This is a genomic window from Cryobacterium sp. PH31-O1 (genome assembly GCF_030063455.1).
Classification (GTDB): domain Bacteria; phylum Actinomycetota; class Actinomycetes; order Actinomycetales; family Microbacteriaceae; genus Cryobacterium.
On the sequence record NZ_JASITB010000001.1, the window covers coordinates 366,147 to 382,369 of the forward strand.

Genomic DNA, 16,223 nt, shown 5'->3' on the forward strand with positions numbered 1-16,223 from the left:
CGGCCTCGTTCGCCAGGCCGTCAACTGGTGCGGCCTGGTTGGGTTCTGCCTGGTCTGGTGCGGTCGAATCGGGCACGTCAGGCCTCACTTTCGTCTTGATGGGCCGGGGCGGCGGCCTTTGCGGCAATGGTTCGGATCGAGTCGACGAGGCGAGCCCGATCATTCGGATCGATGATGCGAAAGAAGCTGTCGACAGTGCGACGGTCGGGGGTGCCTGCGGCCAGACGCCAGGACAAACGCACCAGTCCGTCGGTTTCGACGGCCCGGTCGATGGCGACCTGGGCGGCGCCGACCGCATCGATGGCGCCGGCCGGAACGAAGACCGGCTGATTGCCGTCGAGGTCGAGAATGATCCCGGCGTCCGTCACCGTCAGGGCGGCGCGGGCGCGAAAGCCCAGGCCGCCAATGGCAAGCCGTTCCAGCGGCGCATCGCGCGGAGTCGTCGCCACGTAATAGGCATCGGCCCCGGCGAGGGCGTGGTCGTTGGTCTCTGGCAGGGGATAGCCGGCGGTGAGCGTCGCGTCGCGTCGGCTGCGCTTTCGCCAGCTGCGCCACATGAGAATCAGAACACCGAGCAAAACGAGCGCCGTGATGATGGCCGGGATGGATCTATCCATGAGTGAGGACTCCGCTTGCGTTCTTGGTTATCTCAGAGCTGTTGAGCACAGCACCATCGAGCACCGTGGCATAGCCGCGGTGGAAGGTAGCTCGCACCTCGCCGGGGAGGGTCATCGACAGGTACGGCGAGTTGGTGCTCGTGCCGGCCAGATCGGCGCGCCCGAAGATGCGGGTCGCTGCCGGGTCGTACAGCGTCAGTTCGGCCGGCGACCCGACCGCGATCGGATTACCCTGGCCGGTCACTCGCCCGATGCGGGCCGGGGTACTTGAGAGCACGCGTTCGATGTCGGCCCAGTCAAGCAGCCCGGTCGCCACGACCGCGGCGTGCACGACCGACAGGGCTGATTCCAGCCCGACCATGCCGTTGGCAGCGGCATCCCACTCGCAGTCTTTGCTTTCGGATGGATGCGGGGCGTGGTCGGTCGCGACGATGTCGATCGTTCCGTCGGCGAGTCCGGCCCGCAGGGCCTCGACATCTTCCCGGCTGCGCAGGGGCGGATTCACCTTGAAGCGGGCGTCGTAGCCGCGAACGAGGTCTTCGGTGAGCAGCAGGTGGTGCGGCGTGACCTCGGCCGTAACGTTGATGCCGCGGGCCTTCGCCCAGCGGATCACGTCGACCGAGCCGGCCGTCGAAACGTGGCAGACGTGCAACCGCGATCCGACGTGTTCGGCGAGCAGCACGTCCCTGGCGATGATCGACTCCTCAGCGACGGCTGGCCAGCCGACGAGACCGAGCTCGCCGGAGAGGGCGCCCTCGTTCATCTGGGCTTTCTCGGTGAGGCGCGGTTCCTGCGAATGCTGCGCAATCACGCCGTCGAAGGCCTTCACGTATTCGAGGGCGCGGCGCATGAGAAGCGGGTCCGACACGCAGAAACCGTCGTCGGAGAACACCCGCACGCGAGCTCGGCTCGAGGCCATAGCGCCGAGTTCGGCGAGTTGCTGGCCCGCCAAGCCCACCGTGACGGCGCCGATCGGCTGGACATCGACGTAGCCGGCCCTCTCTCCCAGGTAGAGCACCTGCTCGACCACCCCGGCGGTGTCCTGCGCCGGCAGGGTGTTGGCCATGGCGAACACGCTCGTGAAGCCCCCTCTGGCTGCGGCACGGCTGCCGCTCAGCACGGTCTCGCTGTGCTCGTAGCCAGGTTCGCGCAGGTGAGTGTGCAGGTCGACCAGGCCTGGCAGCGCGATCAGGCCGTCGGCGTCGATGATGCTCGCCCCGTTCTGCGACAGGCCGGTCCCCAGCTCGGCGATACGCCGGCCGTCGAGACGGATGTCGGTGCCCGTGCCGTCCGGAAGGGTCGCGCCGCGAATCAGCCAGCTCTGCTGCCGTCCTTGTGGCTGCATTCCGTCAATCGACATTCTTCGATTCCTTCCGGTCACCGGATAAGAGCAAGTAGAGTGCGGCCATTCGCACGGAGACGCCGTTCGTGACCTGTTCGAGCACGGTCGAATTAGCGGAGTCGGCCGCCGCCGATGAAATCTCAAGGCCACGATTCATCGGGCCGGGGTGCATGACAATGCTAGCCGGACCGAGTCGGCCGAATCTCGCGTCGTCGAGACCCCAGACCCGGGAATACTCGCGGCTGCTCGGAAAGAAAGCCGCGCTCATCCGTTCGGTCTGGATGCGCAGCATCATAACCACGTCGGGGCCGGCATCGATAGCATCATCGAGGTCGAAGCTGAATCGGGCCGGCCAGAGGGTGGTGTCGCTGGGAAACAGGGTGGGTGGTGCGACGAACGTGACCTCCGCACCGAGGGTGGTCAGCAGCCAGAGGTTCGAGCGGGCCACCCGGGAGTGGAGGACATCGCCGACGATCGTGACGGTGACCCCGTCGAGACCCGTGCCGCGGGACGCCTGGCCGTGGATGCGGCGCCGAATGGTGAAAGCGTCGAGCAGGGCCTGGGTGGGGTGCTCGTGGGTGCCGTCACCGGCGTTGATGATGCCCGCGTCGATCCACCCGCTTGCGGCGAGCACCGCCGGGGCGCCGGAGGCCGGGTGGCGGATGACGACACCGTCGGCGCCGATCGCGGCGAGGGTCTGCGCGGTGTCCTTCAGGCTTTCGCCCTTCGACACACTGGAGCCCTTGGCGCTGAAGTTGATCACGTCGGCGCTCAGGCGCTTAGCGGCGGCCTCGAACGAGATGCGGGTGCGGGTGGAATCCTCGAAGAACAAGTTAACGACGGTCTTGCCGCGCAGAGTCGGAAGCTTTTTGACCTCGCGCTGGGCGACATCCGCCATGTCTTCGGCGATGTCGAGCAGGTTGATGGCCTCGTCACGGGTGAGGTCCTTGGTCGAGAGGAGATGTCTCATCGGTTGCTCCCGCCGTCGATCGAGACGAATTCGTCGCCGTCGATCTCCTCGAGGTGCACGTTGATGCGCTCATCGGTTGCCGTCGGCAGGTTGCGGCCGACGAAGTCGGCGCGAATGGGCAGCTCCCGGTGTCCCCGATCGATGAGAACTGCCAGCCGCACGATGGTCGGACGGCCGTGGTCTCCGAGCGCGTCGAGGGCGCTGCGGATGGTACGTCCCGAGTACAGCACGTCGTCAACGAGCACGACGGTGGCGCCGTTGATGCTGCCGGGCACTTCGGTGCGCGACGGCGTTCGGGTTCGGCCGTGCGCGAGATCGTCGCGGTAGAGCGTGACGTCGAGCGATCCGACCCGCACGGCCGTTGCTGCGGGTTCGATGCGCTGGATGGTCTCGGCGATGCGGCGGGCGAGAATAACGCCACGGGTCGGGATGCCGAGAATGACGAGGTTGTCCGGGCCCCGATTGGACTCCAGGATCTCGTGGGAGATTCGAGTCAACGCGCGGGTGATGTCAGCCTGAGTGAGCACAGTGTGCGCCAAGTGCCGACCTCCTTCCCCGTCTCACAGGACGGATCATTAAAGGATGTCTGAATGAGTCCAGCCTAGCCCGTGGTGCACCGGTGGAGCGAACTCTTAGAACGCGGAAGCGACGAAGGCGGAGAATTCGGCCGTGTCGGTGAGGCTGCCTTCATACAGGAGGCCGTCAACGAGCACGGTCGGGGTACCTTCAACGGCGTCGATCTCGGCGCCGTCGATGGGTCCGGCGAGGGCTGCCTCGGTGTTCTGCTGCGCCCAGCCCTCGTAATCCCCCGAATCGACGCAGTCGATAATGTTCACCGGGCCGGTCGCCAGGGCAGCGAGTTCCCCGTTGCTGAGCCCGCGCGTCTGCTCGAGCGGCTGATTGGCGAACAGCGCCGCCAAGAAGGGGAGGGTTTCACCCGGGTTCAGTGTGGCCTGGCAGGTGAGAGCCGCTGACGCCCGGCTGGAGTAGTTGGTGCCCTCGGACATCCGGTCCAGAAAGGTGAGCGAGTGCACCCGGAGGGTGATAACGCCGCTCTCCACCCCGGCGAGCAGCAGCTCACCGTTGGCTTCCTCGAACTGGGCGCAGAACGGGCACATCGGGTCGACGTATTCGTCGACGATGACCGCTCCGGTGCCGAATTCGAGATAGCCGCTGTCGAAGTCGGCGGCGCCCAGCTGCCCGGTCGGCAGCGGTGTGCTCGATTCCGGCTCGGTCGATTCCGGCTCGGTCGATTCCGGCGCTGACGACGAGGTCGCGGGGCCGGAACTCGAGCTGGAATCAACGGCGACCACGAATGCCGCGATTGCGGAGGCGAAGATGATCGCGAACACGACGAGAATGGCGAACAGAGCAGTGGCGACATAACCGATGATGAGGCCGGCGAGGGCGAAACCACGGCCCAGTTCACCACGAGCCCGAATCTGAGCAAGCGCGATGTGCCCGGTGATGATGGCTACGAGCCCTATGAAGAACGACGACACGAACGACACGATGGCCAGCGTGTTCGTCTTCGGTGCCGTCACGAATGGCGGTGTCACAAACGGCGGTGTCACGAATGGCGGTGTCACGAGCGGTGGATTCGCCTCGCCCAGCGGCGGCACCGGCAGGTACGGTTTGGGCTGAACCGGCTGGTCGCCAGGAGCGTCTTGTCCGGAGATGTCCATGTGCGTGTCCTTCGGTAACGTCGAGGCGAATGCGGCAGAAGTCGATACGACCGATCGGGCGGTCGGCCCGGCGGTGATCAGGCCGGCAGGTTATTAGGCCGGCGGGTTATTAGGCCGGCGGGTTATTAGGCCGGCGGGCGATTAGGCCGAAGGAGCGGTTTGGGCAATCTTGCCGAGCAGTCCGTTGACGAAGCCGGCCGAGTCATCCGTTGAGAGGATCTTGGCGGCCTCAACGGCTTCATCGATGGCGACGGCGTGCGGCACGGCGTCGTTGTAGAGAATCTCCCAAATTCCGATGCGCAGAATGGCGCGATCGATGTTGGGCATGCGCGCGAGCGACCAACCCTGCGAGTACGTCTCGATCAGCTCATCGATTTCTTCTCTGTGGTCGACGACCCCGTCGACGAGCTCCCGGGCGTAGAGCCAGGATGCCACGCGGGCCGGCTCGCTCGCGGCGCGCTCAGCCTCGGTTGCGAGCGACTCCGGAATGCTGATCTGACGTACATCGGCGGCGTACAGAATGTCGATGGCGCGCTTGCGTGCCTTGGTCCGTGCGCTCATTCGTTGACGCGACCGAGGTAGTCGCCCGTGCGGGTGTCGACCTTGACCTTGGTGCCCTGTTCCAGGAACAGCGGAACCTGAATCTGGTAACCGGTCTCGACGGTGGCCGGCTTGGTGCCTCCAGTGGAGCGGTCGCCCTGCAGGCCAGGTTCGGTGTAAGTGATTTCCAAAACGACGGAGGCCGGCAGCTCGACGTAGAGCGGGTTGCCGTTGTGCAGCGCCACGGTCACGGCCTGGTTTTCGAGCATGAAGTTGCTCGCATCGCCGACGACGGCGGCGGAGACGGTGATCTGGTCGTAGTCGGCGACGTCCATGAAGACGTAAGCGTCGCCGTCGTTGTACAAGTACTGGAAGTCGCGACGGTCGACGTTTTCGGTCTCGATTTTGGCGCCGGCGTTGAACGTGCGGTCAACGGTCTTACCCGAGACGACGTTCTTCATCTTGGTGCGAACGAAGGCGCCACCCTTGCCCGGCTTGACGTGCTGAAACTCGACGACGGCCCAAAGCTGGCCATCCATGTTGAGTACGACGCCGTTTCTGATATCAGCGGTAGAAGCCATGGGAGGGGTGTTCCGTTCAATTGATAAGGTGCGCGGGTGCAAATGGCACCTTAGGATTCTACCGGCCGAAGCCTCAGTCGCCAAAGGCTGCATCCCGCAGGCGGGTCACTGCGCGGTGACGAAATCCAGGGCCAGCCGGTACGAGTCGAAGCCGAGGCCAGCGATGACCCCGGTGGCGATGGCGCTCACGACGCTGGTGTGGCGGAACGTTTCGCGGGCGTGCGGGTTAGAAATATGCACCTCGATCAGTGGCAGACCGGCCTTTGTGACGAGGGCAGCGGCGTCTCGCAGTGCGTAACTGTAGTGGGTGAACGCTGCCGGGTTGAGGATGACCGGCATCCGCTCGTCAACGGCTTCGTACAGCCAGTGGATGAGTTCGGCCTCGTCATCGGTCTGCCGCAGATCGATGCTCACCCCGTCTCGAGCGGATGCGACCAGCAGCGTACGCAGGTCGTCCAGGTTCGCGGACCCGTACACGTCGGGCTCGCGACTGCCGAGACGCCCGAGGTTCGGACCGTTCAGAACCAGCACTGTACTCATTCACTCAGCCTAGGCCGTGGGCACCCGCCGACAAGCCGGTGCCGGTCAGGGAGCGAGAACCGCGACGCCGTGATCGTGCGCGACGAACAGGCCGGTGATGCGCATGAGCTTGCCAAACGATTCGGTCAGTTCGATGGCCCAGGCCTGGTCTGGAGCCGTGAGGGCGGCCGAACCAGGCCGTTCCAGGGTCACAATGATGCTGCCACCGGGAGCTTCTCTGGCCAGGATGTCGTTGATGCGGACGGCAAAGGGCCGCACCGAGCCCGGTTCGGGACGGAGGGGAATGCCGTCGATGGGGATCAGCATGGAGAGCTGCTGCCCATGGGCGTCGAGCAGCATGAGCCAGAGCTGCCGGCGGATGGCGTGGCCGACCAGGTCGAATACTCGTGCTCTGGCCTGCTCCGGCGTGGTCACGGGCGGAGCGTCGTCGAGCTTCACAGTCATTGTCATGCCGCCATTCTGAGCGGATCCGGCAGAGGGCGACCAGTTATCCCCAGAAAGAGTTCGGTAGGCCCGATTGTGGATAATCTCCGACGGAGATGCACCGTTGTGGCTGTGAATGCCCGCCACTCCAAACGCTCGGCCGGGGCCGTGCCGGTAGAATGAAAATCCGATGCTGGCTGTGGCCGCGTCACCCGACCACTGCTAACGGAGGCAGACGCTCATGGGATACGGCTTGAAGGGTTCTTCGTCGGTCCCGACCGGCGACGCGCGGGAGAACATCGTCGCCCTGGAACGGGCTCACGAATCCGCGATGACCGATCGGGTTTTCCAAACCGGCGTGCGCAAGCTCGTCCAGGATTCCTGGCAGCGTTCCCTGTCCCTGAGCCTGGACCCGTCAAGTGTTGCCCCGGAGCGGGCGCTGACCGACGCCGAGTTACGCGACCTGCGCAACCAGCATCCGCTCGCCGCGGTGTTACCGGTCGTGCACAACCTGCTCATTCGTCATGCGGTCGACGCCGAGCTGATCGTCGCCATCGGTGACGAAGCCGGTCGGTTGCTCTGGATCGACGGAGACCGCGTGCTGCGTCGCCGGGTTGAGGAAATGCTGTTCGTCGAGGGTGCCGACTGGTCGGAAAGCCGAGTAGGAACGAGTGCACCGGGCACCGCCCTCGCCCTGGACCGCGGCATCCAGATTCGACGGGCCGAACACTTCAACGCTCTCGCGCACCCGTGGAGCTGCACGGCCGTTCCCATTCACGACCCGGACACCGGCAAGATCCTCGGCGTGATCGACATCACCGGCGGTGACCAAGCCGTCGCTCCGCAAACTCTGCCCCTGGTCGAGGCCGCCGTCGCCGCGATGGAGGCGGAGCTGCGAATCCAACGCCTGGACCGGCCGCATGCCGCGCCGCCCGCCCAGCGGTCGCGCCTCTCGCTATCAACGACCGTGCCGCGACTGGCTCCGGCCGTTCTGAGTGTTCTCGGCACCGACCACGGCCAGTTGCAGTGCGGCGGCAGCACAGCGGATGTCTCGCCCCGCCACACCGAGATTCTCACGCTCCTGGCCTGGCACCGCGAAGGACTCTCCGCCGATCGTCTGGCCGGTTATCTCTTCGATCACGACACAGCGGTGGAGACGCTGCGCGCCGAAATGGTGCGGGTACGCAAGGTACTCGCCGTGCTCGACCCTCCGATTACGATCACCTCCCGACCGTATCGGTTGGAATCCCGACTCGAACTGGATGCGCAGCAGGTGCTGGCTTTTCTGGAGCGCGGCGCCCACCGGGTGGCTCTCGGCGCCTACCGCGGGGCTGTGCTCCCGGGATCGTCGGCTCCCGGGATCGTAGAAATTCGTTCAGAAGTGAGCAGCCGACTGCGTGAGGCGATGCTCGCGGATGCTTCGGTCGATCTGCTGCTGACCTACGCGCGTACCGAGGAAGCCACCTGGGACACCGAAGTCTGGCGCGCCTGCCTCGAGCTGCTTCCAGCCCGGTCGCCCAAACGGGCGACGGTCGTGGCGCATCTTGCGCGCATCGAAGACGAAATTGGCGAACATCGCAACATTCTGCAACGTTCCCGCTCCTAGAGTCGGATCAGGCCGCAGGTTTGCGAGCCCGACACCGTCGTCGAAATAGGAGTGACATGACCGTCTACGCAGCCCCCGGAACACCGGGCTCCAAAGTTACCTTCAAGTCTCGGTACGAGAACTGGATCGGCGGCGAGTGGGTCGCCCCGGTCAAGGGCCAGTACTTCGAAGACATCACCCCTGTCACTGGCAAGCCGTTCGCCGAGGTCGCCCGCGGCACCGCCGAAGACATCGAGTTGGCCCTCGACGCCGCCCACAAAGCCGCACCGGCCTGGGGTAAGGCCAGCCCCACCGAACGTGCTGCCGTTCTCAATAGGATCGCTGACGTGATCGACGCCAACGTCGAGATGCTGGCCGTCGCAGAGACCTGGGACAACGGCAAGGCCGTGCGCGAAACGATCAACGCCGACATCCCCCTCGCCGCCGACCACTTCCGCTACTTCGCCTCGGCCATCCGCGCCCAGGACGGCGACCACGCGCAGCTCGACGGCGACACCGTCTCGTACCAGTTCCACGAGCCGCTTGGCGTCGTCGGCCAGATCATCCCGTGGAACTTCCCCATTCTGATGGCCGTTTGGAAGCTCGCCCCGGCCCTCGCCGCCGGCAACGCGATCGTGCTCAAGCCGGCCGAGCAGACCCCGGTTTCGATTCTCGTGCTGATGGAACTCATCGGCGACATCCTCCCCCCCGGAGTGGTCAACGTCGTCAACGGTTTCGGTCTCGAGGCCGGCAAGCCGCTCGCCTCGAGCAACCGGATTCGCAAGATCGCGTTCACCGGGGAGACCACGACCGGTCGTCTCATCCTGCAGTACGCCTCCGCGAACATCATTCCCTCCACTGTCGAGCTCGGCGGCAAAAGCCCGAACATCTTCTTCAGCGACGTCGCCCAGGAGAAGGACGCGTTCTATGACAAGGCCCAGGAAGGCTTCGTGCTGTTCGCCTTCAACCAGGGCGAGGTCTGCACGGCCCCGAGCCGCGCGCTGCTTCAGAAGCCGATCTACGACAGCTTCCTCGGCGACGCCGTCACCCGGGCCAAAAAGATCATCCAGGGTAACCCGCTCGACACCGACACCCAGATGGGCGCCCAGGCGAGCAACGACCAGCTCGAGAAAATCCTGTCCTACATCGATATCGGCACCAAGGAAGGCGCCAAGCTCGCCCTCGGCGGCGAACGTGCTGACCTCGGCGGGGACCTCACCGACGGTTACTATGTGCAGCCGACCATCTTCGAAGGTCACAACAAGATGCGCCTGTTCCAGGAGGAGATCTTCGGACCGGTACTCGCGGTGACGAGCTTCACCGACTATGACGACGCAATCTCGATCGCCAACGACACCATTTACGGCCTCGGTGCCGGTGTCTGGTCGCGCAACGGCAACGTCGCCTACCGGGCTGGCCGCGACATTCAGGCCGGCCGGGTCTGGGTCAACAACTATCACGCCTACCCGGCCGGTGCAGCGTTCGGCGGGTACAAGAGCTCGGGCATCGGTCGCGAGAACAACAAGCTCGCGCTCGGTCATTACCAGCAGACCAAGAACCTGCTGGTGTCGTATTCCGAGAACAAGCTGGGCTTCTTCTAAGCCATACCTTGGCCTGCGCCAGAGCCCCCGTCGGGTGGGAGTTCTGCCGCAGGTCTGGCCCGGGGGCTGCCGACGACGTAACGTCGTAGGCAGCCCCTTTTTTTACCGTCACTTCTGTAGAAAGGCCCGTCAATGTCGACATCTACGATAACCGCGTCGGTCACGATCGCCGGCGAAACCGTCCCTCGCGTCGAGCTCACTCCGGTGGCCGTCGACCTGCTGCGCAGCCTCTGGGAAGAGCACGGACCACTCATGTTCCACCAGTCCGGCGGATGCTGCGACGGCAGCTCGCCGATGCTGTTCATGGCGGGCGAATTCATCACCTCCGACCAAGACGTGCGCCTCGGCCAGTTCGATCTGGCCCCGGTCGGTGAGCCCGGGCAGCCCCTCGACTTTTGGATGTCGGCCGAACAGTTCAATTACTGGAGCCACACCTTCCTCACGGTCGATGTCGTGCCGGGGCGCGGCAGCGGCTTCAGCGCCGAAGCACCGCGCGGCGTGCGCTTCCTGATCCGCTCCGAGCTCATGAGCACGGTAGCCCCGTTCGCCGGCACGACCGACACCGTCGAAGCAGATGCCGCCGCATCCCCCACGCAGGCTGTTTCGGCTTGAGCCCTACTGACCGATGGCCTGGTACGCGCTGAACAGCAACGAGGCGTCCGGGCCCTCGAGAATGGTAGGCTTGCCGACATCATCGAGCACGACGAAGCGCAACATGCCGCTGCGGGTCTTCTTGTCGCGCTGCATCGTGGCGAGCAGGGTGGGCCAGCGACCCACCGGGTAGCCGGTCGGCAGGGTGAGCGATTCGAGGATGGTGCGGTGCCGGTCGACGACCTCGACCGAGAGCCGACCACTGAGGGCGGCGAGTTCCGCCGCGAACATCATGCCGACGGCGACGGCTGCGCCGTGGCGCCAACCGTACCGTTCCGCGTGTTCGACCGCGTGGCCGAGGGTGTGGCCGTAGTTGAGGATCTCGCGGAGGCCGGCCTCTTTGAAATCCTCGCCCACGATGCGGGCCTTCATGGCGATGGAGAGTTCGATCAGCCGCCGAAATTCGGGGGTGGTCGGGTCGGTGGCGCGGTCGACATCCGCTTCGATGATGTCGAGGATCTCGGGAACCTGGATGAAACCGGCCTTGACGATTTCAGCGAAGCCGGCGAGGACCTCGTTGCGGGGCAGTGCGTCGAGCAGGTTCAGGTCGCAGAGTACGGCGGCCGGCGCGTAGAAGGTGCCGACGAGGTTTTTGCCCTCGGCGGTGTTGATGCCGTTCTTGCCGCCGACGGCCGCGTCGACCATGCCGAGCACGCTCGTGGGGATCTGCACGAGTTTCACGCCGCGCAGCCAGGTCGCCGCGACGAAGCCGGCCAGGTCGGTGACGGCGCCGCCGCCGAGGCCGATAACGGCGTCGGTGCGGCTGAAGTCGGATTGACCCATGATTCCCCAGCAGAAGGCGGCAACTTCGACGCGCTTGGCCGCCTCGGCGTCGGGAATCTCGGCCAGCAGCACTTCGGAATAGGTCTCGAGCAGGTTGTCGCGGAGGGCGACGGCGCGGGCCCCGACCGTGGAAGTGTGCACGATGAGCACCTTGGTGACGCCGCTGCCGAGCTGCTCGGCGACGGTATCGACCAGGCCGCGCCCCACACTGACCGGATAGCTGTCGACCCCGGTCACGGTGATCACGGTGGTAGCGGTCTGTTGGGAGATCTCAGTCATCATTTCTTTCTTGAACCCAGTTCACGATTTCGTCGGCGATGCCGCTGATGGGCCGGTTGGAGGTATCCAGGCGAATCGTCGCGAGGGATTCATAGACCTCGCGGCGCAGGTTGTAGATGCGCTCCCAGTCGGCTATACCGCCGGGCAGGAGCGGGCGTTTGGTGCCGCCGAGGCGTGCCTGCACGGCCGCGGTGGTCACGCTCAGGTAAACGACGGTCGCGTCGGCAAGATCGGACTGGGTCTCGGCGTGCAGAACCGCTCCCCCACCGAGCGAGACGACGGCCGGCTCGCCAAGCGCCCAGTCCACCGCTTCGCGCTCAACGATACGAAAGTATTCTTCTCCCTCACGAGCGAAGATCTCCGGAATCGGACCGTAGGTTTCCACGATGCGCTTGTCGGTGTCGATGAAGGGCACGTCGAGGCCGCGGGCCACCCGGCGACCGATCTTGGTCTTGCCGGCGGCCATCGGCCCGATGAACACGATCGGCAACAGCGAGTTTCGCCGGGTCAGCATGGCTTCAGCCGGCTCGCGGTCACAGCGATGCGTCGCTCGCCGCGCCGGTGCGCAGGTTGGTGGGAATGTTGGCCAGGTACGACGTGAGGTTGCGGCGGGTTTCCCCGATCGAGTCTCCCCCGAATTTCTCGAGCACCGAGTTCGCGAGAACGAGCGCCACCATGGCCTCGGCGACGATGCCGGCCGCCGGAACGGCACACACATCGGAACGTTGGTGGTGCGCGGGAGCCGGTTCGCCCGTGGCCACGTCGACCGTGCGCAGCGCCCGCGGAATCGTCGCGATCGGTTTCATGCCGGCGCGAACCCGCAGCACCGTGCCGGTGCTCATGCCGCCTTCGGTGCCGCCGGCCTTGTCGCTGACTCGTTGGATGGCGCCATCCGCCTGCACCAGTTCGTCGTGGGCGGCCGAGCCGCGGCGGCGGGTGGTCTCGAAACCGTCTCCGACTTCAACGCCCTTGATCGCCTGAATACCCATCAGGGCAGCGGCAAGTTGCGAATCCAGGCGGCGGTCCCAGTGCACGAAGGACCCCAGGCCGGGGGGCAGGTTGTAGGCGAGAACTTCGACGACGCCGCCGAGGGTATCGCCGTCCTGGTGCGCGGCATCCACTTCAGCCACCATCAAAGCGGATGTCGCCACGTCGAAACAGCGCAGCAGGTCGGCGTCGAGGGTTTCGACATCGCCGGGCTCCGGCAGCGGCGAACCGTCGGGCACGCGCACCGGACCGATGGCGATGGTGTGGCTGACCAGCTCAATTCCCAACTCGTTCAGGAAGGACCTGGCTACCGCGCCGAGCGCTACCCGCGCAGCGGTCTCGCGGGCGCTCGCCCGTTCGAGCACCGGACGGGCTTCGTCGAAGTCGTACTTCTGCATGCCGGCGAGGTCAGCGTGGCCCGGGCGGGGGCGGGTCAGGGGGGCGCCACGGCCGCGCGCGAGGGTGGCAGGGTCGACCGGTGCTGCACTCATCACGTCGACCCACTTGGGCCATTCCGAATTACCGATGCGCAGCGCGACCGGCCCACCGAGGGTGAGTCCGTGCCGCACCCCACCAGAGAGGGTGAGCTCATCTTCTTCGAACTTCATGCGCGCGCCTCGGCCGTAGCCGAGCTTGCGGCGCGCCAGATCGAGGCGGATCGAATCAAGGGTGACCGGGATTCCAGCGGGCAAACCCTCGACAATGGCGATGAGTTCGGGGCCGTGAGATTCTCCGGCGGTAAGCCAACGAAGCATGGTTCCTATCTTTCCACAGCAGTATGGGGTCCAGCGTCACCGGGACGAGCGTCACCGGGGCCGGAGTCGCGGGTCAGCGCACCGCGCATGGCCGCCAGTACGGCAGCCTCATCGGGCAGTGGCTCGAACGGGTCAGCGGTAACGAAGACCCGAACCTGAATGAGCGCCTGGTGCAGCAACATGCCCAGGCCGTTTAGCACGGTGCCGCCGGCTTCCTGCCACGACGTGGCCACACCGCTCGGCCACGGCGAATAGGCCACGTCGAACAGAACAGCCCGTTCCCGTAGTGCGAGCGGCAACGGTGCCGGCAGCATGGTTCCCCCCGGCAGGGTGCTGATCACGACGTCGCTGTCCACACGGGTAGCGCCGCTGAAATCTTCCAGTTCGACCACAACGCCGAGCGACCGACCGAGTTCGACGAGGGGCAGTGCCTTCTGCGGGTCCCGCACGAGCACCGTGACAAACTCGGTGCCGAGTTCCGCCGCCGCCATTAAAGCGGATGCCGCCGTTGCTCCGGCTCCGAGCAGGGTCACGTGCGCGGCGCGGGTGACTCCCCCTTCGGCAAGGGCTCGCACCAGCCCGGCAACATCCGTGTTGTACCCGCTCAGGGTGCCGCGACCGTTGACCCTTCGCAAAAGAACGGTGTTGACCGCACCGGTCAGCTGGGCGACCCGATCGCAGTCGTCGATGAAGGGCAGCACCTCCTGTTTGAGCGGCATGGTCAGGGACAGGCCGCGCCATTCTGGACCGAGCGTGCTCAGGAACATGGCCAGGGAGCCGCACTTCACCTCAACGGCCTCATAGGTCCAGTCGAGGCCGAGCTGCCGGTAGGCGGCCCGGTGCAGCATCGGCGACCGGGAATGCTTGATCGGCGAGCCGAGCACCGCGAGCCGATTCGACGTGAGACTATCCATATTCGGGGTGCTCCCTCATCCAGTTCTGCCAGACGACGACCGCCGCATCATGCTCGGCCACCGTGGTGGAGAAAACCGTCTCCCCGGTATCGAGGTTGACCGTCACGAAAAACAGCCAGGGTCCTTCGGCCGGGTGCACGGCGGCGTCGATTGCGAGGTCGCCCGGGTTCGAAATGGGCCCGACGACCATACCCGGACGCGCGTAGGTGTTGTACAGGTTGCCAGCATCGGCGCGTTCCGCGTCGGTCGTGGTCACGAGATGAGTGTTGCCGGTGCCGTAGGCGACCGTTGCGTCGGACTGCAACAGGCCGCTCTCCCACTGGGCCGGGTCCAGCCGGTTCAAAAAGACCCGCGCCACCTTGTAGTAATCGTCGCGCAGACCGGCCTCGCGCTGAATCAGCGAGGCAAACACGATGGTCTTCCAGCGATCGGCGACGGCGACTCCGGCAGCGTCGAGAGCCTCATACTGCCGGTTTACCATGGACTGCAAAACGATCTGGGCGGTGTCCCCCGGCGCGAAAGTGTAGGTGGCCGGAAAGAGAAAGCCCTCGAGGGTGGTCGCCTCGGCGGGCAGGCCAAATCCGGCCACGTTGGCGGCGGCGGCCTGCAGGTCGGCGAGGGGAATATCGGTTCCCTCCGAGATCGACTGCAGCACGTCAACGGCCGCGGTGCCCTCGGGTACGATCACGGTCTGGTTCAGTCGCGTGCCGTCATCGAGCAGGGCATCGAGGGCGGTGCTGGCAGCCATCTTGGTCTTCAACTGGTAGGCGCCGGGCTGGAACACCGGTTCCGGAGCAGTCTCCAACAAAATGGAGTAGAAAGCGTCGAAGCTCTTCACTACGCCCTGGTCGACGAGAGTGCTCGTAATATCGGAACCGCCGTCGCCCTCGTGAATCATGATGACGATATCCTCACCGGTGGCTGCTTCCTCAGCGGTGAAATCGGCCGGTCCCTGGGTGGCCGCGATAATCTGGGAAATCGGCCCCTGCAGAAAAAAGTAGGCGCCGGCCACGAGCGCGGCCAGCACGGCGAAGACGATGAGGCAGCCCCAGGCACCCTTGTGGCTGCGCTTTTCTCGCGGTGGTTCGTCGGCGAGCAGTGAGCGGCGGTTGGTGCGTCCGCGACCGAAATCAGCTGGCTCGGCTGGCTCCGGGTGCGGCGCGGCGCGGCGCGGCAACCGCGGGGCGTCGGCGGACTCCGCCCGAAGGCGGGGTTCTGACTCGCTCGTGCGCGCGGCTAAACCCGTGATCCAGGCCGCAGCGTCAGCTCCAGTGCCAGTGCCAGTGCCAGCTCCAGTGCCAGCTCCAGTCGCAGATTCAGGGCCCTTCTCAGGGCCATTCTCAGCGCCAGTCGCCGTGCCGGCCTCAGCGCCAGTCGCCGTGCCGGCCTCAGCGGCCTGCACGGCAGCGGCCTGTTGCGCGCGCCACTGACGGCGGCTCAGCGGTGGCTCTTCCGGGGTGGAACTCGGCACGTTACAGCCTCTCGGTCGGTTCGACGGGCGAGCCAGCTGGTCGCCCCGAGGCACGCTCACTGTCAAGCGCGTGTTGCAGAATAATAGTCGCGGCAACCTGATCGATCACTGGCCGCTGCGTCTTAGCCGGCCGACCGGATGCCCGCAACGCGGACTGCGCCGACACGGTGGAGAGCCGTTCGTCGACCAGACGCACCGGTACGTTCAGGGCCCGCGCGAGTCGGTTGGCGAAGTCAACCGCGTCGTCGGTCGAGGCCGTCGCGTTTCCGGACAGCGCCAGGGGAAGCCCGACGATGACCTCCACCGCTTCAAGCCCCAACACAACCGTGCGAATGCGGGCGAGGTCGGTCACGCCAGCCTGATCCCTGGCCACGGTTTCAACCGGCGTGGCCAGCATGCCGTGGTTGTCGCTACGAGCCAGGCCGATGCGCACCTTGCCGACGTCAACGCCCACGCGCACGCCGGAACGCATTTGGTGCGCGGGCACGACCTCGACCGC

18 protein-coding genes are annotated in these 16,223 nt (G+C 65.7%); 3 read left to right on the top strand and 15 right to left on the bottom strand.

What is annotated here, in order from left to right; genetic code table 11:
- Positions 1-77: 77 nt before the first annotated feature.
- The 9 genes from QMK31_RS01700 to QMK31_RS01740 all read right to left on the bottom strand — a co-directional run bounded on the left by QMK31_RS01700 (position 78) and on the right by QMK31_RS01740 (position 6,725).
- Entirely contained in the window at positions 78-617 is a 540-nt protein-coding gene (locus QMK31_RS01700) for a PH-like domain-containing protein (protein WP_283499217.1), read from the bottom strand.
- Complete coding sequence (locus QMK31_RS01705; RefSeq protein WP_283499218.1) at positions 610-1,977, bottom strand: dihydroorotase; 1,368 nt, start codon at positions 1,975-1,977, stop codon at positions 610-612. The genes QMK31_RS01700 and QMK31_RS01705 overlap by 8 nt, the downstream gene beginning before the upstream one ends.
- Positions 1,967-2,929: an aspartate carbamoyltransferase catalytic subunit gene (locus QMK31_RS01710; protein ID WP_283499219.1), complete on the bottom strand. Its 963-nt coding sequence runs from the start codon at positions 2,927-2,929 to the stop codon at positions 1,967-1,969. The genes QMK31_RS01705 and QMK31_RS01710 overlap by 11 nt, the downstream gene beginning before the upstream one ends.
- Positions 2,926-3,468: a bifunctional pyr operon transcriptional regulator/uracil phosphoribosyltransferase PyrR gene (gene pyrR, locus QMK31_RS01715; protein ID WP_283499220.1), complete on the bottom strand. Its 543-nt coding sequence runs from the start codon at positions 3,466-3,468 to the stop codon at positions 2,926-2,928. Before pyrR ends, QMK31_RS01710 begins: the two co-directional genes overlap by 4 nt.
- A gap of 93 nt (positions 3,469-3,561) precedes the next feature.
- Entirely contained in the window at positions 3,562-4,614 is a 1,053-nt protein-coding gene (locus tag QMK31_RS01720; RefSeq protein ID WP_283499221.1) for a thioredoxin domain-containing protein, read from the bottom strand.
- 141 nt (positions 4,615-4,755) lie between these two features.
- Entirely contained in the window at positions 4,756-5,175 is a 420-nt protein-coding gene (gene nusB / locus QMK31_RS01725) for a transcription antitermination factor NusB (protein WP_283499222.1), read from the bottom strand.
- Positions 5,172-5,735, bottom strand: coding sequence for an elongation factor P (efp, locus tag QMK31_RS01730; protein ID WP_283499223.1), 564 nt, complete (start codon positions 5,733-5,735; stop codon positions 5,172-5,174). The genes nusB and efp overlap by 4 nt, the downstream gene beginning before the upstream one ends.
- A 105-nt stretch (positions 5,736-5,840) precedes the next feature.
- Positions 5,841-6,275 carry a type II 3-dehydroquinate dehydratase gene (locus QMK31_RS01735; RefSeq protein ID WP_283499224.1) on the bottom strand — a complete coding sequence of 145 codons (435 nt, stop codon included), beginning with the start codon at positions 6,273-6,275 and terminating at the stop codon, positions 5,841-5,843.
- A 45-nt stretch (positions 6,276-6,320) separates the two neighbouring features.
- Complete coding sequence (locus QMK31_RS01740; protein ID WP_283499225.1) at positions 6,321-6,725, bottom strand: hypothetical protein; 405 nt, start codon at positions 6,723-6,725, stop codon at positions 6,321-6,323.
- Between the two features lie 226 nt (positions 6,726-6,951).
- On the opposite strand from QMK31_RS01740, the gene QMK31_RS01745 reads away from it, so the two are divergent.
- From QMK31_RS01745 to QMK31_RS01755, 3 genes are all read left to right on the top strand, one after another.
- Positions 6,952-8,304, top strand: coding sequence for a GAF domain-containing protein (locus QMK31_RS01745; RefSeq protein ID WP_283499226.1), 1,353 nt, complete (start codon positions 6,952-6,954; stop codon positions 8,302-8,304).
- Between the two features lie 56 nt (positions 8,305-8,360).
- Entirely contained in the window at positions 8,361-9,884 is a 1,524-nt protein-coding gene (gene exaC / locus QMK31_RS01750) for an acetaldehyde dehydrogenase ExaC (protein ID WP_283499227.1), read from the top strand.
- A 132-nt stretch (positions 9,885-10,016) separates the two neighbouring features.
- A complete protein-coding gene (locus tag QMK31_RS01755; protein WP_283499228.1) occupies positions 10,017-10,496 on the top strand; it encodes a DUF779 domain-containing protein in 480 nt (159 codons plus the stop codon).
- A gap of 3 nt (positions 10,497-10,499) precedes the next feature.
- Here the strand turns inward: QMK31_RS01755 and aroB are convergent, their stop codons facing one another.
- The 6 genes from aroB to ruvX are packed head-to-tail and all read right to left on the bottom strand — an operon-like array spanning position 10,500 to position 16,196.
- The gene (gene aroB / locus QMK31_RS01760) at positions 10,500-11,597 is read right to left on the bottom strand and encodes a 3-dehydroquinate synthase (protein ID WP_283499229.1); all 1,098 of its coding nucleotides are present in this window, start codon (positions 11,595-11,597) and stop codon (positions 10,500-10,502) included.
- Positions 11,590-12,111 (bottom strand): shikimate kinase, encoded by a 522-nt coding sequence (locus QMK31_RS01765; RefSeq protein WP_283499230.1) that lies wholly within the window; start codon positions 12,109-12,111, stop codon positions 11,590-11,592. Before QMK31_RS01765 ends, aroB begins: the two co-directional genes overlap by 8 nt.
- A gap of 19 nt (positions 12,112-12,130) precedes the next feature.
- Positions 12,131-13,339, bottom strand: coding sequence for a chorismate synthase (aroC, locus tag QMK31_RS01770; RefSeq protein ID WP_283499231.1), 1,209 nt, complete (start codon positions 13,337-13,339; stop codon positions 12,131-12,133).
- A 5-nt stretch (positions 13,340-13,344) separates the two neighbouring features.
- Positions 13,345-14,253, bottom strand: a complete 909-nt coding sequence (locus QMK31_RS01775; protein ID WP_283499232.1) for a shikimate dehydrogenase — start codon at positions 14,251-14,253, stop codon at positions 13,345-13,347.
- Positions 14,246-15,724, bottom strand: a complete 1,479-nt coding sequence (mltG, locus tag QMK31_RS01780; protein ID WP_283499233.1) for an endolytic transglycosylase MltG — start codon at positions 15,722-15,724, stop codon at positions 14,246-14,248. Before mltG ends, QMK31_RS01775 begins: the two co-directional genes overlap by 8 nt.
- A gap of 1 nt (position 15,725) precedes the next feature.
- Entirely contained in the window at positions 15,726-16,196 is a 471-nt protein-coding gene (ruvX, locus tag QMK31_RS01785) for a Holliday junction resolvase RuvX (RefSeq protein WP_283499795.1), read from the bottom strand.
- Positions 16,197-16,223: the final 27 nt, after the last annotated feature.

Excerpts from the sequence above, each read along its gene's own strand:
- QMK31_RS01700 (WP_283499217.1), bottom strand. The coding sequence starts at position 617 with ATGGATAGATCCATCCCGGCCATCATCACGGCGCTCGTTTTGCTCGGT.
- QMK31_RS01705 (WP_283499218.1), bottom strand. The coding sequence starts at position 1,977 with ATGTCGATTGACGGAATGCAGCCACAAGGACGGCAGCAGAGCTGGCTG.
- QMK31_RS01710 (WP_283499219.1), bottom strand. The coding sequence starts at position 2,929 with ATGAGACATCTCCTCTCGACCAAGGACCTCACCCGTGACGAGGCCATC.
- QMK31_RS01720 (WP_283499221.1), bottom strand. The coding sequence starts at position 4,614 with ATGGACATCTCCGGACAAGACGCTCCTGGCGACCAGCCGGTTCAGCCC.
- nusB (WP_283499222.1), bottom strand. The coding sequence starts at position 5,175 with ATGAGCGCACGGACCAAGGCACGCAAGCGCGCCATCGACATTCTGTAC.
- efp (WP_283499223.1), bottom strand. The coding sequence starts at position 5,735 with ATGGCTTCTACCGCTGATATCAGAAACGGCGTCGTACTCAACATGGAT.
- QMK31_RS01735 (WP_283499224.1), bottom strand. The coding sequence starts at position 6,275 with ATGAGTACAGTGCTGGTTCTGAACGGTCCGAACCTCGGGCGTCTCGGC.
- QMK31_RS01740 (WP_283499225.1), bottom strand. The coding sequence starts at position 6,725 with ATGACAATGACTGTGAAGCTCGACGACGCTCCGCCCGTGACCACGCCG.
- exaC (WP_283499227.1), top strand. The coding sequence starts at position 8,361 with ATGACCGTCTACGCAGCCCCCGGAACACCGGGCTCCAAAGTTACCTTC.
- QMK31_RS01755 (WP_283499228.1), top strand. The coding sequence starts at position 10,017 with ATGTCGACATCTACGATAACCGCGTCGGTCACGATCGCCGGCGAAACC.
- aroB (WP_283499229.1), bottom strand. The coding sequence starts at position 11,597 with ATGACTGAGATCTCCCAACAGACCGCTACCACCGTGATCACCGTGACC.
- QMK31_RS01765 (WP_283499230.1), bottom strand. The coding sequence starts at position 12,111 with ATGCTGACCCGGCGAAACTCGCTGTTGCCGATCGTGTTCATCGGGCCG.
- aroC (WP_283499231.1), bottom strand. The coding sequence starts at position 13,339 with ATGCTTCGTTGGCTTACCGCCGGAGAATCTCACGGCCCCGAACTCATC.
- QMK31_RS01775 (WP_283499232.1), bottom strand. The coding sequence starts at position 14,253 with ATGGATAGTCTCACGTCGAATCGGCTCGCGGTGCTCGGCTCGCCGATC.
- ruvX (WP_283499795.1), bottom strand. The coding sequence starts at position 16,196 with ATGCGTTCCGGCGTGCGCGTGGGCGTTGACGTCGGCAAGGTGCGCATC.